This window comes from Bacillus sp. 37MA (genome assembly GCF_000372765.1).
In the GTDB taxonomy this organism is placed as follows: Bacteria; Bacillota; Bacilli; order Bacillales; family Domibacillaceae; genus Domibacillus; species Domibacillus aminovorans.
Map to the genome: position 1 here is coordinate 3234660 of NZ_KB889752.1, position 26971 is coordinate 3261630.

A 26971-nucleotide genomic window follows, 5' to 3' on the forward strand; every position below is an offset into this window, starting at 1 on the left:
AAGTAAGATCCCTTGAAGATGACGAGGTAGATAGGTTCGGGGTGGAAGTGTGGCGACACATGGAGCTGACGAATACTAATCGATCGAGGACTTAACCAATAACGAAAAGTGCCAGCTGGCCCGTTTGGGCTGGCTGGGGCTGGACAAAACGAAACAATACTTGGTGTTATACGTATCATACGAATCCCTTATATCCAGTTTTGAAAGAACATCTTTCTTTCGAACTTCATAGTCAGGTGGCATTAGCGAAGAGGTCACACCCGTTCCCATCCCGAACACGGCAGTTAAGCTCTTCAGCGCCGATGGTAGTTGGGGGTTTCCCCCTGTGAGAGCAGGACGCCGCCTGGCACGTTAAGACAACTTAAATCATTAAGTTGTCTTTTTTGTATATAAATAAGCAAATAAATTGCAATGATTAATCAATTTCCTTTATAATTATCGTCAAATATAGTCAAAGTCAAGGTGGGGAACAGAATGAGAAACGTTTCTGATATTATTGAACAGTATTTGAAACAAGTACTCGAGCATAGCGGAAGCGAAATCGTTGAAATCAAAAGAAACGAAATTGCAGAAAAGTTCCAGTGTGTTCCTTCTCAAATCAATTATGTTATTAACACACGATTTACGATCGAGCGAGGTTATCTTGTTGAAAGTAAACGTGGTGGCGGTGGATATATTCGTATTATAAAAGTGACAGTGAGAGAGCAAAGTGATTTAATTAATCAACTTTTGGCACTAGTCGGAACACGATTGTCTCAATCTAATGGAGAAGATTTTATTTATCGTCTTCTAGAAGAGGAGGTAATTTCTACGCGTGAGGCGAAATTAATGATAAGCGTTATGAGCCGCTCCGTGTTGTATATTGAATTACCCGATCGTGATGAACTACGAGCACGCATGATGAAATCATTTCTTTTATCTCTTAAATATCAGTAAGGCGGTGAATAATTTGATCTGTCAAGAGTGTCATGAACGACCGGCAGCGCTTCATTTTACGAAAATAGTAAATGGAGAAAAAACAGAAGTCTATTTTTGTGAAAAATGTGCCCATGAAAAGGGAGAATATTTATTTGGCGGACATCCTGCATTTTCTCTTAACAATTTACTTAGTGGATTGTTTAATTCAGAACCTCTTTTTTCATCTAATGTTGCATCTCATGAGGAAGATGAACATTGCGAGAAATGCCATATGACGTTTCAAAAATTTTTACAAACAGGCAAGTTTGGTTGTGCGCATTGTTATACAGCGTTTGATTCCAAGCTTACACCTATTTTAAAACGCCTTCATGGGGGTAATACTAGGCATCAAGGGAAAATACCAAAGAGAATGGGCGGTGCGCTTCATTTGCAGAAAGAGTTGCACCTGCTACGTGAACAGCTTAATGAAATGATTGCTAATGAGCATTTTGAGAAAGCGGCAGATGTTCGTGATCAAATAAGAGAAGTAGAGCATAAGTTGTCAGGTGAAGGGGGCGGTGCGTAATATGTCATTGGAACGCTTTATTAATCAGCAGACGAGTTCTTGGATGAGTGGGGGGGGCCCACATTCCGACGTCGTACTTAGTACACGTGTAAGGCTTGCCCGCAATTTTAGTGATGTATGCTTTCCAACCGTTTTTCAATTTGATGATGCAAAACAGATTGTGGAGCAAATAAATACAGCTACATCAAAAAAATTGTCTCTTGAGCTGCTCAAGATGGAGGACCTTTCGCCGCTTCAAAAAAGAGTATTGGTTGAAAAGCATTTAATCAGTCCTCTTTTAGCAGAATCTTCGCTGTACGGTGCAGCGCTTATTTCAGAGCAGGAAGATATCAGTATTATGGTAAATGAAGAAGATCATCTTCGAATCCAGTGCCTTTCATCTGGTCTGCAGCTACAGGAGACACTGAATGAAGCAAATCGTATTGATGATATGATTGAAGAAAGTGTTCAATACGCATTTGATGAAAAGCGAGGTTATTTAACAGCCTGTCCGACGAATGTTGGAACGGGTCTTCGGGCATCAGTAATGATTCATTTGCCAGGACTTGTGCTGACCCGACAAATGAACCGGATTATCCCGGCGATCAGCCAGCTTGGTTTAGTTGTTAGAGGAATTTACGGGGAAGGAAGCGAAGCTTTAGGAAACATCTTTCAAATTTCAAATCAGTTAACACTTGGCAAATCGGAAGCGGATATTATTAACGATTTAGGCAGTGTTGTACATGAGTTGATGATGAGAGAGCAATCAGCACGTGATGCGCTGGTGAAGACTTCTCATATTCAACTTGAAGATCGTATATTCAGATCATTTGGTGTTTTATCGAATTGCCGCATGGTTGAAACGAATGAAGCATTTCAATGTTTATCAGACGTTAGATTAGGGATCGATTTAGGGTATATTCAACATATATCCAAAAGTATTTTAAATGAATTAATGATATTAATGCAGCCTGGCTTTTTACAGCAATATGCGGGTGGGCCGCTGCGGGCGGAAGAGCGCGATGTCCGGCGGGCAGCACTCATTCGAGAACGTTTAACGATGAAAGAAACTAATTAATATAAGGGGGAAATGAGTATGATGTTTGGTCGTTTTACGGAGAGAGCTCAAAAAGTATTGGCACTGGCACAGGAAGAAGCCATCCGGCTGGGTCACAGCAACATTGGTACGGAACATATTTTGCTCGGCCTCGTACGTGAAGGAGAAGGCATTGCTGCGAAAGCCCTTTATGGTTTAGGGCTCAGTGCTGAAAAAATTCAGGAGGAAGTAGAAGAGTTAATCGGAAAAGGCGACGGAGCTTCGAAAACCGTTCATTATACGCCGCGTGCGAAAAAAGTAATTGAGCTGTCAATGGATGAAGCACGTAAACTTGGCCATTCTTACGTAGGTACAGAGCATATTTTGCTTGGTTTGATCCGTGAAGGAGAAGGCGTAGCCGCACGTGTACTTGGAAACCTTGGTGTGAGTTTAAATAAGGCCCGCCAGCAAGTACTTCAATTGCTCGGAAGCAGTGAAGGAGGCGGGACGCAGGGCGGTCAGGCTTCGAATGTAAGCACGCCAACACTTGATGGTTTGGCACGAGATCTAACCGTTATTGCCCGTGAAGGAAGCCTTGATCCGGTTATTGGACGAGGCAAAGAAATTCAACGTGTTATTGAAGTACTGAGCCGCCGGACGAAAAATAATCCGGTCTTGATCGGTGAACCAGGTGTTGGTAAAACGGCGATTGCAGAAGGACTTGCTCAGCAAATCATTAATAATGAAGTGCCAGAAACGCTGCGTGGTAAACGCGTGATGACGCTTGACATGGGGACAGTTGTTGCCGGAACAAAATACCGTGGAGAATTTGAAGATCGTTTGAAAAAAGTAATGGATGAAATTCGCCAAGCAGGCAATATTATTTTGTTCATTGATGAGCTGCATACATTAATTGGTGCAGGTGGTGCGGAAGGTGCGATTGATGCATCGAACATATTGAAACCATCTCTAGCACGTGGAGAGTTGCAGTGTATTGGTGCAACCACGCTTGATGAATACCGGAAGTATATCGAGAAAGATGCAGCACTTGAGCGCCGATTCCAGCCGATTCAAGTGGATGAGCCGACACTTGATGAATCTATTCAAATTTTAAATGGATTGCGTGACCGTTATGAAGCGCATCATCGTGTTGCGATTCTCGATGAAGCGATTGAAGCAGCCGTGAAAATGTCGGATCGTTACATTTCTGACCGTTTCTTACCGGACAAAGCAATTGATTTAATTGATGAAGCAGGTTCAAAGGTTCGTCTTCGTTCATTTACGACACCTCCTAACTTGAAAGAGCTTGAGGTAAAACTTGAGACACTCAGAAATGAAAAGGATTCGGCTGTTCAAGGTCAGGAATTTGAAAAAGCTGCTTCTTTACGCGATGCAGAGCAAAAATTGCGTGAAGAGCTTGAACAGACGAAAAATAGCTGGAAAGAAAAACAGGGAACAGAGAACAGTGAAGTAACGTTGGAAGATATCGCGATGGTCGTATCGAGCTGGACAGGGATCCCCGTTTCTAAACTAGCACAGACAGAAACAGACCGCTTGTTGAATTTGGAAGATATTCTTCACTCTCGTTTAATTGGTCAGGAAGAAGCGGTTACGTCGATTTCGAAAGCCGTTCGCCGTGCACGTGCAGGCTTGAAAGATCCGAAGCGTCCGATTGGTTCATTTATTTTTCTCGGTCCGACTGGTGTCGGGAAAACAGAACTTGCTAAAGCCCTTGCAGAATCGATGTTTGGCGATGAAGATGCAATGATCCGTATTGATATGTCAGAATACATGGAGAAGCATTCGACATCACGTCTTGTTGGCTCGCCTCCAGGTTATGTTGGGTATGAAGAGGGCGGTCAGTTAACCGAGAAAATTCGCCGTAAACCGTATTCCGTTATCTTGCTTGACGAAATTGAAAAAGCACATCCGGATGTTTTTAATATTTTACTTCAAGTTCTTGAAGATGGCCGTTTAACTGATTCGAAAGGCCGAACAGTTGATTTCCGTAATACGGTCATTATTATGACGTCTAACGTCGGTGCACAGTCATTGCAAAAAAATAAATACGTCGGTTTTAACATTCAAGATACAACACAAGATTTTAAAGATATGAAAGGGAAAGTGATGGACGAATTGAAACGGGCTTTCCGTCCTGAGTTCTTAAACCGTATCGACGAAATTATTGTCTTCCATGCACTTGAAAAGAAACATTTGAAAGAAATTGTGACATTGATGGCGGATCAATTGACGAAGCGATTGAAAGAGCAGGATATTATAGTTGAATTGACAGAGAAGGCAAAAGAAAAAATCGCTGATGAGGGATACGATCCAGAGTATGGAGCACGTCCGTTGCGCCGCGCACTACAAAAACAAGTAGAAGACCGGCTTTCAGAAGAGTTACTAAAAGGCAACGTCTTAACAGGCCAGCAAGTGATAGTCGATGTTGATGAAAAAGGCGAATTTATGGTTCGCACAGCAGCTGGCTCCATGTCGTAAATTTTTATGCAGCGGGTCTATATAGACCCGCTGTTTTTCATTTGAAAGGAGAACATTATTTTGGTTAAAAAGAAAACAAAATTCGTTTGTGGTTCGTGTGGCTATGAATCTGCAAAATGGATGGGTAAATGTCCCGGCTGTGGTGAGTGGAATCAGATGGTGGAAGAAACGGCAATTACCGGGACGCCGAAACGGACATTTATGCATACAGAGACAATGATGGCTAAACCATCACGTCTCATTGATGTGGAGACTGCACAGGAACCGCGCGTTGAAACAGGATTGAAAGAATTTAACCGTGTGCTCGGGGGCGGTGTCGTTCCAGGTTCGCTTGTCTTAATTGGCGGCGATCCAGGTATAGGAAAATCGACGCTTCTTTTGCAAGTTTCCTCTCAACTTTCATCAAAAGGGAGCAATGTATTATATATCTCAGGTGAAGAGTCTGTGAAACAGACGAAAATGCGAGCGTCGCGAATGAACATAAATAATGAAAGTCTTTATATATATGCAGAAACAAACTTACAGCTTATTCATTCAGCGATTGAAGAAATGAAGCCGGAGTTTGTCATCATCGATTCCATTCAAACGATCCATCATCCAGAAGTGACATCGGCACCTGGAAGCGTCTCGCAAGTACGTGAATGTACAGCTGAACTGATGCGAATTGCAAAAATGAACGGTATTGCTATTTTTATCGTCGGTCACGTGACGAAAGAAGGCTCGATTGCCGGACCGCGTTTACTCGAGCACATGGTGGATACGGTGTTGTATTTTGAAGGAGAACGTCATCATACATACCGTATTTTGCGGGCGGTAAAAAACCGGTTCGGTTCCACGAATGAGATGGGTATTTTTGAAATGAAAGAAATAGGGCTAGAAGAAGTCGCGAATCCATCAGAAATTTTTCTCGAAGAACGGACCCAGGGGACATCGGGTTCTACGGTCGTCGCATCAATGGAAGGGACAAGGCCGGTACTTGTTGAAATACAAGCGCTTATTGCCCCGACTGTATTTGGCAATCCGAGACGAATGGCGACGGGAATGGATCATAATCGGGTAACGCTTATTATGGCTGTTCTTGAAAAGAGGGTCGGGCTGCTGCTACAAAATCAAGATGCGTACTTAAAAGTAGCGGGTGGTGTAAAATTGGATGAGCCGGCGATTGACCTCGCTATTGCTGTCAGTATTGCCTCAAGTTTCCGTGACGAACCGACCGGCGCAACTGATTGTTTAATCGGTGAAGTTGGGCTGACGGGTGAAGTGCGGCGTGTGTCGCGTATTGAACAGCGTGTAAACGAAGCGGCAAAACTAGGTTTTACGCGCCTTGTCATACCTGCAAATAATATCGGTGGATGGAAAGCTCCAACCGGTGTGGAAATTGTTGGTGTATCGACTGTTAATGAAGCATTAAAAATCATTTTTGGAAAATAAAAAATGGAACTAAATGCGTTTCAGTCGCGTAATAATAGCGCGGGGCTCAAAACGTGTTTATAATGAAAAGAATAGGGAGGTGAAATAAACATGTTAAAGCGCCTTGTACAGGGTGGATTCATCATTTTAGGTGGTACGCTTGGCGTATTTCTTATTTCGGACTTATTCCATTATTTTCATTTTGATTATCCATTTATTAATAATCCATACATCACTGCGTTCTTAGGTGCACTGGTTTTTTATTTGCTGACGTTTTGGGCAGTGGATTATATTGTGGAGTTTATTAAATGGATTGAAGACCGCATCGTTAATGCACCGCTTACGGATATTTTAATGGGTGGTCTCGGTCTAGTACTCGGACTGCTTGTCGCTATTTTAGTCGGTATTCCGCTCGCGCAGCTTCAATTGCCAATCGTCAATACTGTTGTACCGATCCTTCTAACAATTGCTCTTGGCTATCTCGGTATTCAATTCGGTTTTAAACGTCGCGATGAATTAACCTCATTTTTTTCATCCAATAAAGGACTGAAACGAAAAGACGCCCAGTCTGAAGAAGTAGTGCCTATATTACCGGCTAAGTCTTTTAAAATTTTGGATACGAGTGTGATTATTGACGGTCGGATTGCTGACATTTGCGATACAGGGTTTTTAGATGGTACCATCGTCATCCCTCAATTCGTTCTTGAAGAATTACAGCATATTGCTGATTCGTCTGATACACTAAAGAGAACGAAAGGACGCCGCGGGCTTGATATTTTGAACCGGATGCAAAAAGAAATTCCAATTGATGTGGAAATGACTGAAAAAGATTATGAAGATGTTCATGAAGTAGATTCCAAACTTGTTAAGCTCGCCAAAGACATTGGGGGGATTGTGGTCACAAACGATTTCAATTTAAACAAAGTTTGTGAATTTCAAAAAGTACCAGTGTTGAATATTAACGATCTTGCAAATGCAGTAAAACCAGTCGTCATTCCAGGGGAAGAAATGCACGTGCTCGTCATTAAAGACGGAAAAGAACAACGTCAGGGCATTGCTTATCTGGACGATGGCACGATGATTGTCGTAGAAGACGGCCGCGATTTTATTGGTAAACAAATCGATGTCGTCGTCACAAGCGTATTGCAAACATCTGCAGGACGGATGATTTTTGCAAAGCCAAAACACGCATGATGGAAAAAGGAAAGGGTTTGAACGAATGAACTACTTTGTCGTGATTCCGGCTGCCGGAAAAGGAAAACGCATGAAAGCGGGCTGCAATAAATTGCTGCTTGAACTCGAAGGAAAACCTGTTATTATTCATACGCTTGCCGTGTTTGAAGCAGATTCTTCATGCGAAGGAATTGTGTTATCTATTCATCCGGACGAGCGATTCGAATTTGAACAGCTTCTTTTGACGTACAACATACAAAAAGTATACGCATTTGCGACAGGTGGTCAGGAACGCCAGCATAGCGTATACAGCGGCTTAAAAATGCTCCCGCCGGAAACAGACATCGTGCTCGTTCACGACGGTGCTAGACCATTTATCACGAAAGAAACGATTGCAAGGCTCGTCGAAAGTGCAAGCAATACAGGAGCAGCTATTGCAGCAGTTCCGGTAAAAGATACAATTAAACAAGCGGAAGGCGGCGCTGTGTCACAGACGGTTGATCGGTCTAATTTATGGTCGGTTCAGACACCGCAGGCCTTTCGGACGGCTCTTTTAGTATCTGCTCAGCAAAAAGCGGAAGAAGAACAGTTTCTTGGCACAGATGAGTCGTCGCTTGTCGAACGAACCGGCTACCAGGTTCAAATTGTTGAAAGCGATTATGATAATATTAAATTGACGACACCGGAAGACTTATATTTTGCCCGGGCGATCATTGCGAAAAGAAACGAAAGTCAGGTGTAATTATTTATGTTTCGAATTGGACAAGGATTTGATGTTCATCAACTAACAGAAGGACGCCCGCTTATTATAGGCGGTATTACTATTCCCTATGAAAAAGGGCTGATCGGTCATTCAGATGCGGACGTGCTTTTGCATACAGTAGCAGATGCGTGTCTCGGCGCCGTGGGAGAAGGCGATATTGGCCGTCATTTTCCAGATACAGATAAAGCGTTTAAAGATGCAGATTCAGCGAAGTTGCTTGAACATGTATGGATGATAGTAAAAGAAAAAGGCTATAAACTCGGTAACATTGACTGTACGATCATTGCACAAAAGCCAAAAATGGCTCCATATATTGGTGATATGCAGAAACGCATCGCAGAACTGTTAGAAGCGGATGCAAGTCAGGTAAATGTGAAAGCAACGACCACTGAAAAGCTCGGATTTCCGGGACGTGAAGAAGGTATTGCATCACAGGCTGCAGTCCTTTTAGTAAAAAACTAAGCATAAAACAGCATGGGAGGGTACATAATTATGGCAAATGAAGTACGAGTTCGTTATGCGCCAAGTCCAACCGGACATCTTCATATTGGCAACGCACGAACAGCACTTTTTAATTACTTATATGCACGTAACCTGGGCGGGAAATTTATTATCCGTATTGAAGATACAGATCAAAAGCGAAATATTGAAGGCGGCGAAGAAAGTCAGCTTCAATACTTAAAGTGGCTCGGCATCGATTGGGATGAAGGCCCAGATCAAGATGGCGATTATGGTCCATATCGCCAATCAGAACGTAATGATTTGTACAAAAAATATTATGAGCAGCTTCTAGAAGAAGGAAAAGCATATAAATGCTACTGCACAACAGAAGAACTTGAAGCGGAACGGGAAGCGCAGCAAGAGCGCAACGAAATTGCCGGCTATTCTGGAAAATGCCGTAACTTGACAAAAGAAGAGCAGGCGGTACTCGAAGCCGAGGGTCGACGTCCAAGCATCCGATTCCTTGTTCCTGAAGGTGAAACGATAGCCTTTGACGATATGGTGAAAGGGAACGTATCATTTGATTCAGACGGCATTGGCGGCGACTTTGTCATCGTCAAGCAAGATGGAACACCAACATACAATTTTGCCGTTGCCATTGACGATCATTTAATGAAAATGACACACGTTCTTCGCGGAGATGATCACATTTCAAATACACCAAAGCAGCTTTTAATTTACAAAGCACTCGGCTTTGAGCCGCCTGTTTTCGGTCATATGACATTAATAGTCAACGAAAACCGGAAAAAATTGAGCAAGCGTGACGAATCGATCATTCAGTTTATTGAACAATACAAAGAGCTTGGTTATTTACCGGAAGCCCTTTTGAATTTTATTACATTGCTGGGCTGGTCGCCAAAAGAAGAAGAAGAAATCTTTACGAAAGAACAAATTATTGAAGGTTTTGATGCAGACCGACTGTCGAAATCGCCAGCCTTTTTCGATAAGCAAAAGCTTCTTTGGATGAACAATCAGTATATGAAGGAACAATCGATTGAGCGTGTGGTTGAACTAGCGGGGCCTCATCTTATCAAAGAGGGATTGATTGAAAAAACGCTGTCACCAGAACGAGAAGAATGGGTAACAAGTTTGATCGCGCTGTATCAGGAAAAAATGAGCTTTGGTGCGGAAATTGTTCAACTGTCCGATTTGTTTTTCAAAGAAGATGTTTCATATGAAGGCGAAGCGAAAGAAGTACTATCTGAAGAGCAGGTTCCAGAAGTACTCCGTTCATTTGCTGAAAAGATATCAGCACTTGAACCATTTGAAGCAGATGGTGTAAAAAAAGCAATGAAAGACGTTCAAAAAGAAACAGGTTATAAAGGAAAAAAACTTTTTATGCCGATTCGCGCAGCGGTGACCGGTCAAACACACGGTCCGGATTTACCAAAGGCAATTGAACTGCTTGGAAAAGAAAAAATTTTAAAAAGGCTAAATGCCGTTCTTGATTAAAAGGATGGTACGTATATAATAGAGTATATATACAAAAAAACGTTGAAGAGGAAAAGTATGCAGCAGATGCCTTTCAGAGAGAACCGTCACTTAGCTGAGAGCGGTTTAGGCCTTTCTGTCTGCAGAAGTGCCCCTCTGAGTCCGCCGCTGAACATATGAGTAAGCGGTGGCGGGTCTAACCCGTTAACAAGTCAAGTTGGAAAAATAGCTATGCTATTTTTCAAACAGAGTGGAACCGCGTTTTAAAACGTCTCTGTCTTTCAGAGGCGTTTTTTGTATGTCTGAAATTGGTATTTTGAGAGGAGGGACAACATTGTTTAAAGTGCTAAAAGAAGACATTGATATCATATTTGAACAGGATCCTGCCGCACGAAGCTATTTGGAAGTTATTTTAACGTATTCCGGTCTGCACGCAATATGGTCTCATCGTCTTGCACATGGTTTTTATAAGCGTAAATTTTATTTTATTGCCCGGGTTATTTCACAAATTAGCCGCTTTTTTACAGGTATTGAAATTCATCCGGGTGCCCGTATTGGGCGTCGGCTATTTATTGATCACGGCATGGGTGTTGTCATCGGTGAAACTTGTGAAATCGGGGATAACGTGACACTCTATCAGGGCGTGACACTCGGCGGAACTGGAAAAGAAAAAGGAAAACGTCATCCAACGGTGAAGGATGGTGCCTTAATTGCCACAGGTGCAAAGGTGCTCGGTTCGATTACCGTTGGAGAAGATGCGAGAATTGGTGCTGGTTCTGTTGTCTTGAAAGATGTGCCACCAAATTCCACGGTTGTTGGTATTCCAGGCCGAATTGTTGTTCAAAATGGCCGGAAAGTCGAAAAGGATTTAAATCACCGCAATCTGCCGGATCCAGTGGCGGACCGTCTGAACAGCATGGAACAGGAAATTGCCCGCTTGAAAAAGGAATTGGATGAAACGAAGAAAGGGGATTACGAGCGATGCCCGTAATGATGTATAACACACTTACACGGAAAAAAGAAGAATTTATCCCGATTGATGAGGGTAAAGTGAAAATGTATGTATGTGGCCCGACCGTATACAATTATATTCATATCGGTAACGCCCGCCCAGCCATCGTATTTGATACAGTACGCCGCCACCTGCAATATCGCGGATATGCTGTGACCTACGTCTCTAACTTTACAGATGTGGATGACAAATTAATTCGTGCTGCCAATGAATTAGGTGAAGAGATGCCGGTTATTGCAGAGCGTTTTATCAAAGCATACTTTGAAGATACACAAGCACTCGGATGCCAAAAAGCAGATGTTCATCCGCGTGTGACTGAAAATATTGAATTAATTGTTGAATTTATCGAACAGCTCGTTGAAAAAGGATTCGCTTATGAATCAGGCGGCGATGTATATTATCGTACACGCCGATTTGATGGCTATGGAAAGCTGTCTCATCAGTCGATTGATGAGTTAAAAATCGGTGCCCGGATTGGTGCTGGTGAAAAGAAAGATGATGCGCTTGATTTTGTTTTATGGAAAACAGCGAAAGAAGGTGAGGTTTCATGGGAAAGTCCGTGGGGAGCGGGACGGCCAGGCTGGCATATTGAATGCTCGGCAATGGCACGCAAATACCTAGGAGATTCGATCGATATTCACGCTGGAGGACAGGATTTAGCTTTTCCACATCACGAAAATGAAATTGCTCAGTCAGAAGCACTGACTGGCAAACCATTTGCCCGCTACTGGCTTCATAACGGCTATATCAATATAGATAATGAAAAAATGTCGAAATCACTTGGTAATTTCGTACTCGTTCATGACATTATTAAAGAAATCGACCCGGAAGTACTACGCTTTTTCATGTTGTCGGTTCATTATCGCAATCCGATCAACTACAATAAAGAATTACTTGACAGTGCTCACGCTTCACTTGAACGTATAAAAACCGCGTATGAAAATGTAAAGCATCGTAAGCAGTCCAGCACCAATTTGACAGAAAACAACGATCAATGGCTTGAAAAAATCAATGCCCATCATGCCCGCTTCCTCGCTGAAATGGATGATGACTTTAATACGGCGAACGCCATCTCCGTTTTATTCGACTTGTCGAAAGACGCGAATGTGTACTTGCTTGAACCACACACATCTACAGCAGTCATCGATTCATTTTTGTCTAAATATGATGATATGCTCTTCGTGCTCGGACTTTCGATTCAAAGCGAGCAACTGCTCGATGAAGAGATTGAAGACTTGATTGAACAGCGCACTCAGGCGCGTAAAGATCGTGATTTTGCCCGCGCCGATGAAATACGTGACCAGCTAAAAGAGTTAAATATTATTTTGGAAGACACAGCGCAGGGTATCCGTTGGAGACGCGGATGATGAAACAGTTGATGGAACCATTAAAAGAGGCGCAGCAGCTGAACGGATTGGCGCTTGCATATATGGGTGATGCGGTGTATGAAGTATATATACGGAAATTTCTGCTGGAGTCGGGCCGTGTGAAGCCAAATGATCTTCACCGTGCCTCCACGCGTTATGTCTCTGCCAAAGCGCAATCGGCACAGCTTCATCGTTTACGTGAAAGCAATTTTTTAACAGAAGCAGAAGTAACTGTTGCGAAACGAGGCCGGAATGCAAAGTCTGGTCACGTACCGAAAAATACAGATGTACAGACGTACAATCATAGCACTGCGTTTGAAGCGCTGATCGGATTTTTATTTTTAACCGGTCAGCTCGAGCGAATGGAAGAAGTAATTTACAACATTTTAAACGACAGCGATGAAAAAGGGAGTGCGAATGCATGACGCAGGAACAAGAATGGATCGCCGGCCGAAACCCTGTACTCGAAGCATTACGGTCTGGACGTGATATTAATAAGTTATGGGTGCAAGAAGGATCTCAAAAAGGCTCGATTCAGCAAATTTTAAACAAAGCAAAAGAAGCGGGTATCCCGGTTCAGCTTGTGCCAAAAAGAAAAATTGAACAAGTTGTGCCGGAAAATCATCAAGGTGTAGCAGCTTCTGTTGCAGCATATCAATATGCAGAAATTGACGATTTGTTTGCAAAAGCAAAAGAAAGCGACGAACCACCTTTTTTTCTGTTGCTTGACGAACTAGAAGACCCGCATAATCTCGGCTCGATTATGAGAACAGCTGATGCAGTCGGTGTACACGGTATTATTATTCCAAAACGCCGGTCGGTCGGCTTAACTGCGACAGCGGCGAAAGCATCAACTGGTGCGATTGAGTATATTCCGGTTGTCCGCGTGACGAACTTGGTCCGAACGATGGAAGAGCTGAAAGAGCGGGGAATATGGATTGCGGGAACGGATGCATCTGGTGCGGAAGATTACCGACGGTTTGATGGCACGATGCCGCTCTGTCTCGTCATCGGCAGTGAAGGGCGTGGTGTGAGCCGTCTCGTAAAAGAGAATTGCGATTTTTTAATTCAACTGCCGATGAGCGGACATGTTACATCGCTGAATGCGTCTGTTGCCGCTTCTCTCCTCATGTATGAAGTGTACCGGAAGCGTCATCCACTGGGACAATAACGATGGACATCCTACTCGTAGACGGGTATAACATGATCGGTGCTTGGCCGGAACTACGCCAGTTAAAAGAGACGGATTTTGCCGGTGCCCGCGATCGCCTTATTGAATTGATGGCGGAATATCAAGGGGTACACGGCTGCCGTGTTATCGTTGTCTTCGATGCTCATTTTGTCAAAGGGACAGAAAAAAAGTACCACGATTCAAAAGTGGAAGTCATTTTCACACGGGAAAATGAAACTGCAGATGAACGAATTGAAAAGTTGGCGATTGAGCTTAATAATATTCGTGATCAAGTGAGTGTTGCGACGTCCGACTACACAGAGCAGTGGGCTGTATTCGGACAGGGCGCGCTCCGCATATCGGCACGCGAACTTTTAACAGAGCTGAACATGATGCAAAAGTCGATTGGGAAAAAGCTGGATAAGATCAGCTATTACAAACCGCAGGTGCGAATACCGCTCAGCAAAGAGCAGACAGAAATTTTTGAGAAGTGGCGCCGCGGCGGCAAAATGAATGATTGACGTATAAAAAAAACGTACTGTATAATACTCCTAACTATGCTTTGCAAGCGGAGGGGGATGTGTAAGCTTTGAACCGTTCGATAAGTATAAGTATGACGATGGATTCGCTGAACGATGAGCAGTTAGTAGAACTTGTACACAACGGCAACAGCGATGCCCTCGATTATTTAATTCATAAGTATCGCAACTTTGTTAGGGCAAAAGCGCGCTCTTATTTTTTAATTGGTGCGGATAAAGAAGATATTGTGCAAGAAGGCATGATTGGTTTGTACAAAGCGGTCCGGGATTACAAAGGGGACAAGCTTAGTACATTCAAAGCGTTTGCAGAATTATGTATCACCCGCCAGATTATTACAGCCATTAAAACTGCTACGCGACAAAAACACATTCCGCTCAATTCTTATATTTCGCTCGATAAGCCTATTTACGATGAAGAGTCAGACCGTACGTTAATGGACGTGCTAACAGGGGTTAAGGTAACAGATCCGGAAGAATTAATGATTAATCGCGAACAATTTACCAGTATTGAAGGAAAAGTGAATGAATTGTTAAGTGATCTCGAACGGCAAGTGCTTGCTTTGTATTTGGATGGCCGTTCGTATCAGGAAATAGCAGAAGAATTAAATCGTCACGTGAAATCGATTGATAACGCATTACAGCGCGTCAAACGGAAATTAGAGCGGTATCTTGAGTTTAAAGAGATGACCAATTAATGAAAACTTGACGAAATATAGCTTTTAATGATACGTTTTAAGAATTGAAATGGTAAGGTGATTAAAATGGCGGAAAAAGTGCCGCTTGAATGTAAAGACTGCGGATCACGAAACTATTCGACGACTGTTACCAACGTTGCCGAACGCCTAGAAATAAAAAAATTTTGCGGTGTCTGCAAAAAGCATACTGTTCATAAACAGACGAAGTGACACCGGCGTATTTCATTTTGGAGGTTTTCAGTACATGTCACGCATTACACAATTTTTCCGTAACGTGCGCTCTGAAATGAGCAAGGTCAGCTGGCCGAAAAAGAAAGAATTAATGACGTATACAATTACGGTTATTGCAACCGTTGTGTTTTTTGCCCTCTTTTTTGCTGTGGTCGATCTAGGTATTTCATGGGTCATTCGGCTAATTTAATAATACGATCAGCTTTCTGGAAAATTAGTTGAATACACATTGTTTTTCCGTGCTATAATGGAATCACATAAAGAAACAAAAAAACCCGTTCAACGGGTTTTTTCATTTGGTTTAAATGAAAAGGAGGGAAGGACAAAAGTCCCTTTCTATGGAAAAAAATTGGTATGTCGTGCACACGTATTCCGGGTATGAGAATAAAGTAAAAGCAAATCTTGAAAAACGTGTTGAATCTATGGGTATGCAAGATAAAATCTTCCGTGTGATCGTCCCGGAGGAAGAGCAAACTGATATTAAAAACGGCAAAACGAAAGTGACGAAGCGAAAGGTATTCCCTGGCTATGTACTCGTTGAAATCGTGATGACGGATGATTCATGGTATGTTGTGCGGAACACGCCTGGAGTAACGGGGTTTGTCGGATCATCAGGCCACGGTTCTAAGCCAACAGCTCTTCTGCCGGATGAAGTAACATCGATACTGAAACAAATGGGTATGGATGAACGCCGCCGCGATGCTGAATTTGAAATTGGTGAAACAGTTGTTGTAAAAGAAGGTCCATTTGCTGATTTTGAAGGAACAGTCGAAGAGATCGATCAGGATAAAGGAAAGTTAAAAGTACATGTTAATATGTTTGGCCGTGAAACACCGGTTGAACTTGATTTTGATCAAGTAAACAAATTAACCTAAAAAAACGGCTTGAAATCTTGCGCGAAAAGTGATACTATTTCTTAGGTCAGTACGTCTAGTACTGTTAAGACTCATTTTATAATCATCTTTATTTAAATAAAGATAGACAGAGTGGGAGGGGCAAAGCCCCATGTACCACATCACGGACTTAAGGAGGTGTGTCTCGTGGCTAAAAAAGTTATTAAAGTTGTAAAACTGCAAATTCCTGCAGGTAAAGCAAACCCTGCGCCGCCGGTCGGTCCGGCACTCGGTCAAGCTGGTGTTAACATTATGGGATTCTGTAAGGAATTCAATGCGCGCACAGCAGATCAAGCAGGATTGATCATTCCGGTTGAAATTTCGGTTTTTGAAGACCGTTCATTTACATTCATCACAAAAACTCCGCCTGCAGCTGTTCTGCTTAAAAAAGCAGCCGGCATTGAATCAGGATCTGGAGAACCGAACCGCAATAAAGTTGCAACGGTTAAACGTGATAAAGTGCGTGAAATTGCTGAAACAAAAATGCCTGACTTAAACGCTGCTAATGTTGAATCAGCTATGCGTATGGTTGAAGGTACTGCCCGCAGTATGGGTATTGTGATTGAAGATTAATTAGTTGTCTGTTTTTGGGGTTGCGATGTGAAGAAGATATCACTTCACACGCAACCTTTATTCGTGGGAGGTAAATCCGTTAAAACCACATAAGGAGGAAATAAATCATGACTAAACATGGTAAGAAATTCCAAGAGGCGGCAAAACTTGTTGACCGCACAAAACAATATTCAGTAGAAGAAGCAATTGAACTTGTAAAGAAAACAAGTACAGTTAAATTTGACGCAACAGTTGAGGCTGCATTCCGTCTAGGTATTGACCCGAAAAAAGCAGATCAGCAAATTCGTGGTGCGCTCGTTCTTCCAAACGGAACAGGTAAAACACAACGCGTTCTCGTATTCGCCAAAGGCGAAAAAGTGAAAGAAGCAGAAGCAGCTGGTGCAGACTATGTTGGTGACAGTGAGTATATTACAAAAATTCAACAAGGCTGGTTTGAATTTGATGTTATCGTTGCAACACCTGACATGATGGGTGAGGTTGGTAAACTTGGTCGTGTGCTTGGGCCAAAAGGTTTAATGCCAAATCCGAAAACAGGTACGGTTACATTTGATCTTGAAAAAGCACTTCAAGAAATCAAAGCTGGTAAAGTTGAGTATCGTGCTGATAAAGCTGGTAACATTCATGTTCCAGTTGGCAAAGTTTCTTTTGATAATGAAAAATTAGTTGAAAACTTCGCAGCTATTTTTGACACAATGCTGAAAGTTAAACCTTCAGCAGCAAAAGGTGTCTACATGAAGAACGTATCTGTTACATCAACAATGGGCCCTGGCGTAAAAATAGATCCATCATTAGTTGCTCAAACAAAAAACTAAGTTGACAACGATCAATTTATCTGGTAAAGTGAATTTTGTTGTGAATATATATGTACATTTGTACCGTAGACAGCAGGGGCACATTGCTTAAACATCCTGCCGAGGACATGCGAAATAGATAGTGTGACAATTCTGTCCGCTTTTCGTGCCTCCATGTCTTCCGGGACATGGAGGTTTTTTACGTTTCCCGTGACGGTATTAAATTATGGACAAAATCGTCCGTACAAATTCTACAGGAGGTGTAGCAGATGAGCAGCATTATCGAGAAAAAACAAGCGCTTGTCGATGAAATAGCTGAAAAATTTAAAAATAGCCCATCGACAATCATCGTTGACTACCGTGGTCTTTCCGTGGCCCAAGTTACGGAACTTCGTAAGCAGCTTCGTGATGCAGGCGTTGAGTTCAAAGTTTACAAAAACTCAATGACTCGGCGTGCGGCTGAAGCAGTGAGTATTACAGGTCTTGAAGAGTTCCTTACAGGCCCTAACGCTGTCGCATTCGGCAGCGAAGATGTTGTCGCTCCAGCTAAAATTTTGAATGAATTCGCGAAATCAAACGAAGCACTCGAAATTAAAGCAGGCGTACTTGAAGGCAACTTTGTTTCGGCTGAAGAAGTTAAAGCACTTGCAGAACTTCCTTCACGCGAGGGTCTTCTTTCCATGGTACTTAGCGTTCTTCAAGCGCCAATCCGCAACTTCGCTCTTGCAGCGAAAGCAGTGGCTGATCAAAAAGAAGAGCAAGGCGCGTAATTGTAAGGCAAGCTGCATAGCAGCATCGTAAATACAACCATATTTAAAACACACTAAGGAGGAAATAAAAAATGTCTAAAGAGCAAATCATTGAAGCAATCAAAGAAATGTCCGTTCTTGAATTGAACGACCTTGTAAAAGCAATCGAAGAAGAATTTGGCGTAACAGCTGCAGCACCAGTTGCAGCAGCAGGTGCTGTTGGTGGCGCAGCTGCGGCTGAGCAAACTGAATTCGATCTTATTCTTGCAGCAGCGGGCGACCAAAAAATTAAAGTTATTAAAGCTGTTCGCGAAATCACAGGTCTTGGCTTGAAAGAAGCGAAAGAACTAGTTGATAACACGCCTAAAGCAATCAAAGAAGGCATAGCGAAAGAAGAAGCTGAAGAACTTAAAGCGAAACTTGAAGAAGTTGGCGCTTCTGTAGAAGTGAAGTAATTTTTTGATACAATGATACAAAAGTCCGCTGGAAGCAGCGGGCTTTTGTTTATTGAAGGGAGAAATTTCTTTGGGTGACCATTATTTTTCCAAAACTCCGGACAGTCAACATCGCCCGCAGCAATTTACATACACACTGCGTGGGAGACAATATAAGTTTCATACAGATGCGGGTGTCTTTTCGAAATCTGAAGTAGACTTTGGTTCAAGACTGCTTATTGAGACATTTGAATGGCCGAAAATAGCCGGACCGATTCTTGATGCAGGATGCGGATACGGACCAATTGGTATTTCGCTCGCTGCTGAGCAGCCGGACCGCACGATTCATATGATCGATGTAAATGACCGGGCGTTAGCGCTTGCCCGTGAAAATGCAAAGCTTAACCATATCGGGAACGTACAAATCTATGAAAGTGATCGTCTGCAAAATGTGTTGAAAGAGGGATTTGCAGTTGTATTAACCAATCCACCGATTCGCGCGGGGAAACAGACCGTATTTGACATTTTACAAAACGGTTTTGCGAAACTTGCAGAAGGCGGTGAAATATGGGTAGTCATTCAAAAGAAACAGGGCGCTCCATCTGCGATAAAAGAATTAGAGAGATTAGCCGGTTCATGTGATACGGTCGCCAAATCAAAGGGCTATTTTATTTTGCGTGCTAAAAAATAATTGACCCAAAAAAAACCGTATGCTATTATTGTAAAATGCCAATATAATAATTGTGCCCGTTTGTCAATGGGAATATTTTTCGCTGAAATGGGAACAATAACAACAAAATAGGGCCATTTGTGATAAAAATGAGGTTTTCTTTGACAAAACCTTTTTCTTTTTGTCTTATTGAGTATAGTAATACTCTGCCTTAAGATGAATTATAGGCAATTATAACGCTTGATTTGAGGGGTGAATCAGTTGACAGGTCAACTAGTTCAGTATGGACGACACCGCCAGCGCAGAAGCTATGCGCGCATTAGTGAAGTATTGGAATTACCGAATTTGATTGAGATTCAAACAGCTTCCTATCAATGGTTTCTTGATGAGGGTCTGCGTGAAATGTTCCAGGACATTTCTCCGATTGAAGATTTCACAGGCAATCTGGCATTAGAATTTATTGATTACAGCCTTGCGGAGCCGAAGTATCCTGTGGATGAATCAAAAGAGCGTGATGTTACGTACTCTGCCCCGCTTCGTGTGAAAGTCCGTCTTTTAAATAAGGAAACGGGTGAAGTAAAAGACCAAGAGGTTTTCATGGGTGATTTCCCGCTTATGACTGAGACAGGAACATTCATTATTAATGGTGCAGAGCGTGTTATCGTTTCTCAGCTTGTCCGCTCTCCAAGTGTGTATTACAACGGGAAATTGGACAAGAACGGAAAACGAGGATTCACTGCGACTGTTATCCCAAACCGTGGTGCCTGGTTAGAGTATGAAACAGATGCCAAAGACATTGTGTATGTCCGTATTGACAGAACGCGTAAATTACCGATTACAGTATTATTGCGTGCGCTCGGGTTTGGCACTGATCAAGAAATCATCGACTTGCTTGGTGATAATGAATATTTGCGCAATACGCTTGAAAAAGATAATACAGAAACGACGGAGAAAGCGCTGATTGAAATTTATGAGCGTCTTCGCCCGGGTGAGCCGCCAACAGTTGAAAATGCGAAAAGCCTTATTGTTTCTCGCTTCTTTGACCCGAAACGGTATGATCTAGCAAGTGTTGGCCGCTATAAAATGAATAAAAAGCTTCATACGAAAAATCGCTTGTTTGGACAGCGCCTGGCTGAAACGCTTGCTGATCCGGAAACAGGTGAAATTATCGCCGAAGCAGGAACTGTTCTTGACCGCCGTACACTCGATAAAATCATTCCACACCTTGAAAATGGAGTATCGTTTAAATCATACAGTCAAACAGGCGGTGTGTTTGAAGATGATATGACTGTTCAATCAATAAAAGTGTATGCGCCAAACAGCGAAGAAGAGCAGATCATCAACATTATCGGCAATGGCTTCCCAGAAATGAACGTGAAGAATATTACACCGGCTGACATTATTGCGTCGATTGGCTATTTCTTCAACCTTCTTTATGGAGTAGGTAATACCGATGATATTGATCATCTCGGTAACCGTCGTCTTCGTTCTGTAGGGGAACTGTTGCAAAATCAATTCCGCATCGGGTTATCCCGTATGGAGCGTGTTGTTCGTGAGCGCATGTCGATTCAGGATACGCAAACGATCACCCCGCAGCAATTAATTAATATCCGTCCGGTTATTGCGTCGATTAAAGAATTCTTTGGAAGCTCTCAGCTTTCTCAGTTCATGGATCAGACGAACCCGCTGGCTGAGTTAACACATAAACGCCGTCTATCGGCGCTTGGTCCCGGTGGTTTAACACGTGAACGTGCAGGCTTTGAAGTCCGTGACGTTCATTACTCCCACTACGGCCGTATGTGCCCGATTGAAACGCCTGAGGGCCCGAATATTGGGCTGATCAACTCATTATCTTCTTTTGCGAAAGTAAACCGTTTTGGATTTATCGAAACACCTTATCGCCGCGTTGATCCGGATACGGGCTGCGTGACAGAAAGAATTGATTACTTAACAGCTGATGAAGAAGATAACTATGTTGTGGCGCAAGCGAATGTTCCGCTTAACGAAGACGGTTCATTTGCTGAAGAGGAAGTAGTCGCACGTTTTCGTGGTGAAAACACCGTTGTTAAACGCGAGCGCGCGGATTACATGGATGTATCGCCAAAGCAAGTTGTATCGGCTGCGACTGCGTGTATCCCATTCCTTGAAAATGATGACTCCAACCGTGCTCTTATGGGAGCGAACATGCAGCGTCAGGCTGTTCCTTTAATGCAGCCAGAAGCACCGATTGTTGGGACAGGTATGGAGTATGTATCCGGTAAAGACTCCGGTGCAGCTGTTATTTGTAAGCATGAAGGGATTGTTGAGCGCGTAGAAGCACGCCAAATTTTTGTCCGCCGCATTCAAGAAGTAGATGGACAGGAAGTAAAAGGCGATCTCGACAAATATAAATTACAAAAATTCATTCGTTCCAACCAGGGAACATGCTATAACCAGCGTCCGATTGTTGCAGTCGGAAACCATGTTACAAAAGGAGAAATCCTCGCTGATGGTCCATCAATGGAACTTGGTGAACTAGCACTTGGACGTAACGTCCTTGTTGCTTTCATGACATGGGATGGCTATAACTATGAAGATGCCATTATTATGAGTGAAAGACTCGTAAAAGATGATGTGTATACATCGATTCATATTGAAGAATATGAATCAGAGTCACGTGATACGAAGCTCGGACCGGAAGAAATTACACGCGATATCCCAAATGTTGGGGAAGATGCACTCCGCAACCTTGATGACCGTGGTATTATTCGGATCGGTGCAGAAGTAAAAGATGGTGACTTGCTTGTCGGTAAAGTAACGCCTAAAGGGGTAACAGAACTGACAGCAGAAGAACGTCTTCTTCATGCGATTTTTGGTGAAAAAGCACGTGAAGTCCGTGATACATCATTGCGTGTCCCTCACGGTGGCGGTGGTATTGTCCTTGACGTGAAAGTCTTTAACCGTGAAGACGGCGATGAATTACCACCTGGTGTAAACCAACTTGTGCGCGTATACATCGTTCAAAAGCGGAAGATTTCTGAAGGGGATAAAATGGCTGGACGTCATGGTAACAAAGGGGTTATCTCTCGCATTTTGCCAGAAGAAGACATGCCTTACATGCCAGACGGTACGCCGGTTGACATCATGCTTAACCCGCTTGGTGTACCATCCCGTATGAACATCGGTCAAGTGCTTGAGCTTCACTTAGGTCTAGCAGCCCGCTACCTCGGTATTCATGTAGCATCACCGGTGTTCGATGGTGCCTCTGAGGACGATGTGTGGGAGACAATTGAAGAAGCAGGCATGAGCCGTGATGCGAAAACGATTCTTTATGATGGCCGCAGCGGTGAGCCTTTTGATAACCGCGTATCAGTAGGTATCATGTACATGATCAAACTTGCACATATGGTTGATGACAAACTTCATGCTCGTTCAACGGGACCATATTCACTTGTTACACAACAGCCGCTTGGTGGTAAAGCACAGTTCGGCGGACAGCGTTTCGGTGAAATGGAAGTTTGGGCGCTTGAAGCATATGGTGCGGCTTATACATTACAAGAAATCTTAACAGTAAAATCGGATGATATCGTTGGTCGCGTGAAAACGTATGAAGCAATCGTCAAAGGTGAAAATGTTCCAGAACCAGGTGTTCCTGAATCATTTAAAGTATTAATCAAAGAACTTCAAAGTCTAGGTCTTGATGTGAAAATTATGTCCGGAGATGATCAGGAAATAGAAATGCGTGATCTTGAGGATGAAGATGACGTTCAACAAGCGGATTCATTAAATATCGTTCCTGAAACAGTCAAAACGGAAACGATTGGAACAAAAGACTAACTTGTTTTATAATCCTGTCCAAAAAGCGCTCTTTTTCAGCGCTTTTTGGGCGCTTTCAAGGAAAATGGGTAATAGAAAAGGGAGGTAGACCCCTTGCTGGATGTCAATAATTTCGAGTATATGAAAATTGGTCTCGCTTCACCGGATAAGATTCGTTCATGGTCTTATGGGGAAGTAAAAAAACCAGAAACAATTAACTACCGTACGCTAAAACCTGAAAAAGACGGCTTATTTTGTGAACGGATTTTCGGTCCTACGAAAGACTGGGAATGTCACTGCGGTAAATACAAGCGTGTTCGTTATAAAGGCGTTGTCTGTGACCGCTGTGGTGTAGAAGTAACAAAAGCGAAAGTACGCCGTGAACGAATGGGTCATATTGAGCTTGCAGCACCAGTTTCACATATTTGGTACTTTAAAGGAATCCCAAGTCGTATGGGTCTTGTTCTTGATATGTCACCGCGTGCGCTTGAAGAAATTATTTATTTTGCTTCGTATGTTGTAACTGAGTCGGGTGATACAGCTCTTGAAAAGAAGCAGTTGCTTTCTGAAAAAGAGTACCGGGCATATCGTGAAAAATACGGAAAAAAATTCCAAGCATCTATGGGTGCAGAAGCTATTAAAAAGCTTCTTCAAGATATCGATCTCGATAAAGAAACAGAACAGTTAAAAGAAGAGCTGAAATCAGCACAAGGACAGCGCCGCACACGTGCGATTAAGCGTCTTGAAGTGATTGAAGCATTTCGTCATTCCGGCAATAAACCGGATTGGATGATCCTTGATGTTCTACCGGTTATCCCACCGGAACTTCGCCCGATGGTACAACTTGATGGTGGCCGTTTCGCGACATCTGATTTGAATGATTTGTATCGCCGTGTCATCAACCGGAATAACCGTTTGAAGCGTCTATTAGACCTTGGTGCGCCAAGCATCATCGTTCAAAATGAAAAGCGTATGCTTCAGGAAGCTGTTGATGCACTGATTGATAACGGACGCCGTGGACGTCCTGTTACAGGGCCGGGTAACCGTCCTTTGAAATCTCTTTCTCATATGCTGAAAGGGAAGCAAGGTCGTTTCCGTCAAAACTTACTCGGAAAACGTGTTGACTATTCAGGACGTTCTGTTATCGTCGTTGGACCAAACTTAAAAATGTATCAGTGCGGACTTCCGAAAGAAATGGCACTTGAATTGTTTAAACCATTTGTGATGAAAGAACTCGTTGAAAGAGGTCTCGCGCACAACATTAAGAGTGCAAAGCGTAAAATTGAACGTGTTCAATCAGACGTATGGGATGTACTTGAAGAAGTCATTAGAGAACATCCAGTACTCTTAAATCGCGCGCCGACTCTTCACCGTCTCGGTATACAAGCATTTGAACCGACGCTTGTGGAAGGCCGTGCAATCCGTCTTCATCCGCTCGTTTGTACAGCTTACAATGCTGACTTCGATGGTGACCAAATGGCTGTTCACGTTCCGCTTTCTGCTGAAGCACAGGCAGAAGCACGTATGCTTATGCTTGCAGCACAGAACATCTTGAACCCGAAAGATGGAAAGCCAGTTGTTACACCGTCTCAGGATATGGTACTTGGCAACTACTACTTAACGCTTGAGCGCGAGGGAGCGGTTGGTGAAGGAGCTATTTTCAAAGACACGAATGAAGCGATCTTAGCTTATCAAAACGGCTATGTTCATCTTCATACGCGTGTAGCTGTAGCAGCATCATCACTTGAAAATCAAACATTTACAGAAGAACAAAATAAACAGCTTCTTGTCACAACGGTTGGGAAATTAATCTTCAACGAAATTTTGCCGGACACATTCCCGTACATTAACGAACCGACAAACAGCAACCTTGAAGTGAAAACACCGGAAAAATACTTCATTGCCGCAGGTGTGAATGTACCGGAACATATTGCTGAACAAGAAATTGTTCCACCGTTTAAAAAGGGTATTTTGGGTAATATCATTGCTGAAGTGTTTAAACGCTTCAAAATCACTGAAACATCGAAAATGCTTGACCGGATGAAAGACCTTGGCTTTAAACACTCGACAAAAGCGGGTATTACAGTAGGGGTTGCAGACATTGTTGTTCTAGGTGAAAAAGAAGGGATATTGCATGAAGCACAGGCGAAAGTCGATAACGTCATGAAGCAGTTCCGCCGCGGTTTAATTACCGAGGAAGAACGTTATGATCGGGTTATTTCGATCTGGAGTGCAGCGAAAGATGTTATCCAAGGTAAACTGATGGACTCTCTGGATATTCGCAATCCAATCTTCATGATGAGTGATTCTGGTGCTCGTGGTAATGCATCTAACTTTACGCAGCTAGCTGGTATGCGCGGGCTTATGGCCAATCCGGCCGGCCGGATTATCGAACTTCCGATCAAATCGTCATTCCGTGAAGGTTTGACAGTACTTGAATACTTTATTTCAACGCATGGTGCACGTAAAGGTCTTGCTGATACCGCACTGAAAACAGCCGATTCCGGTTACTTGACACGTCGACTTGTTGACGTAGCACAAGATGTTATTGTCCGCGAAGAAGACTGTGGAACAGACCGAGGCCTTGAAATTAGCTCGATTAAAGATGGGACAGAAGTGATCGAAGCGCTTGAAGAACGTCTTGTCGGACGTTATGCGCGTAAAGCTGTTAAACATCCGGAGACGGGTGAAGTGCTTGTTCATGACAATGAGCAAATCGATGAGGATTTAGCGAGAGTCATTGTGGAAGCAGGCGTTGAAAAAGTTTGGATTCGTTCCGCTTTCACATGTAACACACGCCACGGTGTATGTAAAAAATGTTACGGACGTAACTTGGCAACAGGGCAGGAAGTCGAAGTGGGCGAAGCAGTTGGTATTATTGCTGCTCAGTCAATCGGTGAGCCAGGTACACAGCTTACGATGCGTACATTCCATACAGGCGGTGTAGCAGGAGACGATATTACACAAGGTCTGCCTCGTATTCAAGAGATTTTCGAAGCGCGTAACCCGAAAGGGCAAGCGATCATTTCTGAAATTAACGGTACGGTTACGGCGCTTAACGAAGGCAAGGACCGTCAGCAAGAAATTGTTGTGCAAGGTGACGTGGAGACACGCACATACACAGCTCCATATACAGCCCGTTTAAAAGTAGCAGTAAATGATCCAATTACTCGCGGCCAGGAGCTGACGGAAGGTTCCATTGATCCGAAAGAATACTTGAAAATTAAAGATGTCACATCTGTTCAGGAATACTTACTGCGCGAAGTGCAAAAAGTATACCGGATGCAGGGGGTTGAGATCGGCGATAAACACATAGAAGTAATGGTACGCCAAATGCTTCGCAAAGTACGCGTACTTGAAGCAGGCGATACAGATGTTCTTCCAGGCAGTCTGCTTGAAATTCATCAGTTCCGTGATGCGAACGAGAAGGTACTTCTTGAAGGCGGAATACCGGCAACGGGTCGTCCGATTTTACTAGGTATTACGAAAGCATCACTTGAAACAGATTCATTCCTATCGGCTGCATCCTTCCAGGAGACAACACGTGTTCTAACAGATGCGGCGATCAAAGGGAAGCGCGATGAATTACTTGGCTTAAAAGAGAACGTCATTATCGGAAAACTCATTCCAGCGGGTACCGGTATGCAACGTTATCGCTTAACTGAAGCCAATATGAAAAAAGCAGAATCCGTTCCAGTAGAATAAAAAATTGTTTGTCGGTGTCCGTGCACGCAGACACCGACAATTTTTTTGCTAAAGACAGTTGACACTAAAAA

The 26971-nt window shown here is 43.1% G+C and carries 25 protein-coding genes, 1 rRNA gene and 3 other annotated features (1 of these 29 running past the window's edge); all 26 genes read left to right on the forward strand.

Annotated features, from left to right (window positions below):
* Positions 1–99 (forward strand) — a sequence feature (23S ribosomal RNA rRNA prediction is too short); it begins 1771 nt to the left of the window's first position.
* A gap of 133 nt (positions 100–232) precedes the next feature.
* A 5S ribosomal RNA gene (rrf, locus tag A3M5_RS0117740) occupies positions 233–348 on the forward strand.
* Positions 349–474: 126 nt separating this feature from the next.
* On the forward strand, positions 475–936 hold the full coding sequence (locus A3M5_RS0117745; protein ID WP_018395125.1) for a CtsR family transcriptional regulator: 462 nt from the start codon (positions 475–477) through the stop codon (positions 934–936).
* Between the two features lie 13 nt (positions 937–949).
* A complete protein-coding gene (gene mcsA / locus A3M5_RS0117750; protein WP_018395126.1) occupies positions 950–1483 on the forward strand; it encodes a protein-arginine kinase activator protein McsA in 534 nt (177 codons plus the stop codon).
* Between the two features lies 1 nt (position 1484).
* Complete coding sequence (mcsB, locus tag A3M5_RS0117755; RefSeq protein ID WP_018395127.1) at positions 1485–2540, forward strand: protein-arginine kinase McsB; 1056 nt, start codon at positions 1485–1487, stop codon at positions 2538–2540.
* A gap of 18 nt (positions 2541–2558) precedes the next feature.
* Entirely contained in the window at positions 2559–4997 is a 2439-nt protein-coding gene (gene clpC / locus A3M5_RS0117760; protein WP_018395128.1) for an ATP-dependent protease ATP-binding subunit ClpC, read from the forward strand.
* Positions 4998–5057: 60 nt separating this feature from the next.
* The gene (radA, locus tag A3M5_RS0117765) at positions 5058–6428 is read left to right on the forward strand and encodes a DNA repair protein RadA (RefSeq protein ID WP_018395129.1); all 1371 of its coding nucleotides are present in this window, start codon (positions 5058–5060) and stop codon (positions 6426–6428) included.
* Between the two features lie 90 nt (positions 6429–6518).
* On the forward strand, positions 6519–7601 hold the full coding sequence (locus A3M5_RS0117770) for a PIN/TRAM domain-containing protein (protein WP_018395130.1): 1083 nt from the start codon (positions 6519–6521) through the stop codon (positions 7599–7601).
* 25 nt (positions 7602–7626) lie between these two features.
* A complete protein-coding gene (gene ispD / locus A3M5_RS0117775) occupies positions 7627–8322 on the forward strand; it encodes a 2-C-methyl-D-erythritol 4-phosphate cytidylyltransferase (RefSeq protein WP_026221796.1) in 696 nt (231 codons plus the stop codon).
* Between the two features lie 6 nt (positions 8323–8328).
* Positions 8329–8805 (forward strand): 2-C-methyl-D-erythritol 2,4-cyclodiphosphate synthase, encoded by a 477-nt coding sequence (gene ispF, locus A3M5_RS0117780; RefSeq protein ID WP_018395132.1) that lies wholly within the window; start codon positions 8329–8331, stop codon positions 8803–8805.
* Between the two features lie 30 nt (positions 8806–8835).
* Positions 8836–10296: a glutamate--tRNA ligase gene (gene gltX / locus A3M5_RS0117785; RefSeq protein WP_018395133.1), complete on the forward strand. Its 1461-nt coding sequence runs from the start codon at positions 8836–8838 to the stop codon at positions 10294–10296.
* A gap of 33 nt (positions 10297–10329) precedes the next feature.
* Positions 10330–10554 (forward strand) — a binding site (T-box leader).
* Positions 10555–10573: 19 nt separating this feature from the next.
* Positions 10574–11266, forward strand: a complete 693-nt coding sequence (cysE, locus tag A3M5_RS0117790; protein WP_193568187.1) for a serine O-acetyltransferase — start codon at positions 10574–10576, stop codon at positions 11264–11266.
* Entirely contained in the window at positions 11257–12654 is a 1398-nt protein-coding gene (gene cysS / locus A3M5_RS0117795; RefSeq protein WP_018395135.1) for a cysteine--tRNA ligase, read from the forward strand. The genes cysE and cysS overlap by 10 nt, the downstream gene beginning before the upstream one ends.
* Positions 12654–13079: a Mini-ribonuclease 3 gene (locus tag A3M5_RS0117800; RefSeq protein ID WP_018395136.1), complete on the forward strand. Its 426-nt coding sequence runs from the start codon at positions 12654–12656 to the stop codon at positions 13077–13079. Before cysS ends, A3M5_RS0117800 begins: the two co-directional genes overlap by 1 nt.
* Positions 13076–13825, forward strand: a complete 750-nt coding sequence (gene rlmB / locus A3M5_RS0117805; RefSeq protein WP_018395137.1) for a 23S rRNA (guanosine(2251)-2'-O)-methyltransferase RlmB — start codon at positions 13076–13078, stop codon at positions 13823–13825. Before A3M5_RS0117800 ends, rlmB begins: the two co-directional genes overlap by 4 nt.
* A gap of 2 nt (positions 13826–13827) precedes the next feature.
* Entirely contained in the window at positions 13828–14346 is a 519-nt protein-coding gene (locus A3M5_RS0117810; RefSeq protein ID WP_026221798.1) for an NYN domain-containing protein, read from the forward strand.
* Between the two features lie 92 nt (positions 14347–14438).
* Positions 14439–15059, forward strand: a complete 621-nt coding sequence (gene sigH, locus A3M5_RS0117815) for an RNA polymerase sporulation sigma factor SigH (protein ID WP_034287961.1) — start codon at positions 14439–14441, stop codon at positions 15057–15059.
* A 66-nt stretch (positions 15060–15125) separates the two neighbouring features.
* Positions 15126–15269 carry a 50S ribosomal protein L33 gene (gene rpmG / locus A3M5_RS0117820; protein ID WP_018395140.1) on the forward strand — a complete coding sequence of 48 codons (144 nt, stop codon included), beginning with the start codon at positions 15126–15128 and terminating at the stop codon, positions 15267–15269.
* A gap of 34 nt (positions 15270–15303) precedes the next feature.
* On the forward strand, positions 15304–15480 hold the full coding sequence (secE, locus tag A3M5_RS0117825; protein ID WP_018395141.1) for a preprotein translocase subunit SecE: 177 nt from the start codon (positions 15304–15306) through the stop codon (positions 15478–15480).
* A 148-nt stretch (positions 15481–15628) separates the two neighbouring features.
* Positions 15629–16165, forward strand: coding sequence for a transcription termination/antitermination protein NusG (gene nusG, locus A3M5_RS0117830; protein ID WP_018395142.1), 537 nt, complete (start codon positions 15629–15631; stop codon positions 16163–16165).
* A gap of 165 nt (positions 16166–16330) precedes the next feature.
* Positions 16331–16756, forward strand: a complete 426-nt coding sequence (gene rplK, locus A3M5_RS0117835; RefSeq protein ID WP_018395143.1) for a 50S ribosomal protein L11 — start codon at positions 16331–16333, stop codon at positions 16754–16756.
* Between the two features lie 107 nt (positions 16757–16863).
* Entirely contained in the window at positions 16864–17568 is a 705-nt protein-coding gene (gene rplA, locus A3M5_RS0117840; protein ID WP_018395144.1) for a 50S ribosomal protein L1, read from the forward strand.
* A 45-nt stretch (positions 17569–17613) separates the two neighbouring features.
* Positions 17614–17757, forward strand: a sequence feature (ribosomal protein L10 leader region).
* 59 nt (positions 17758–17816) lie between these two features.
* A complete protein-coding gene (rplJ, locus tag A3M5_RS0117845; protein ID WP_018395145.1) occupies positions 17817–18317 on the forward strand; it encodes a 50S ribosomal protein L10 in 501 nt (166 codons plus the stop codon).
* A 71-nt stretch (positions 18318–18388) separates the two neighbouring features.
* Positions 18389–18751, forward strand: coding sequence for a 50S ribosomal protein L7/L12 (rplL, locus tag A3M5_RS0117850; protein WP_018395146.1), 363 nt, complete (start codon positions 18389–18391; stop codon positions 18749–18751).
* 70 nt (positions 18752–18821) lie between these two features.
* Positions 18822–19421, forward strand: a complete 600-nt coding sequence (locus A3M5_RS0117855) for a class I SAM-dependent methyltransferase (RefSeq protein WP_018395147.1) — start codon at positions 18822–18824, stop codon at positions 19419–19421.
* A gap of 240 nt (positions 19422–19661) precedes the next feature.
* Positions 19662–23216, forward strand: a complete 3555-nt coding sequence (rpoB, locus tag A3M5_RS0117860) for a DNA-directed RNA polymerase subunit beta (RefSeq protein ID WP_018395148.1) — start codon at positions 19662–19664, stop codon at positions 23214–23216.
* Positions 23217–23309: 93 nt separating this feature from the next.
* Positions 23310–26900: a DNA-directed RNA polymerase subunit beta' gene (rpoC, locus tag A3M5_RS0117865; RefSeq protein WP_018395149.1), complete on the forward strand. Its 3591-nt coding sequence runs from the start codon at positions 23310–23312 to the stop codon at positions 26898–26900.
* The last annotated feature ends 71 nt before the right edge of the window (positions 26901–26971 follow it).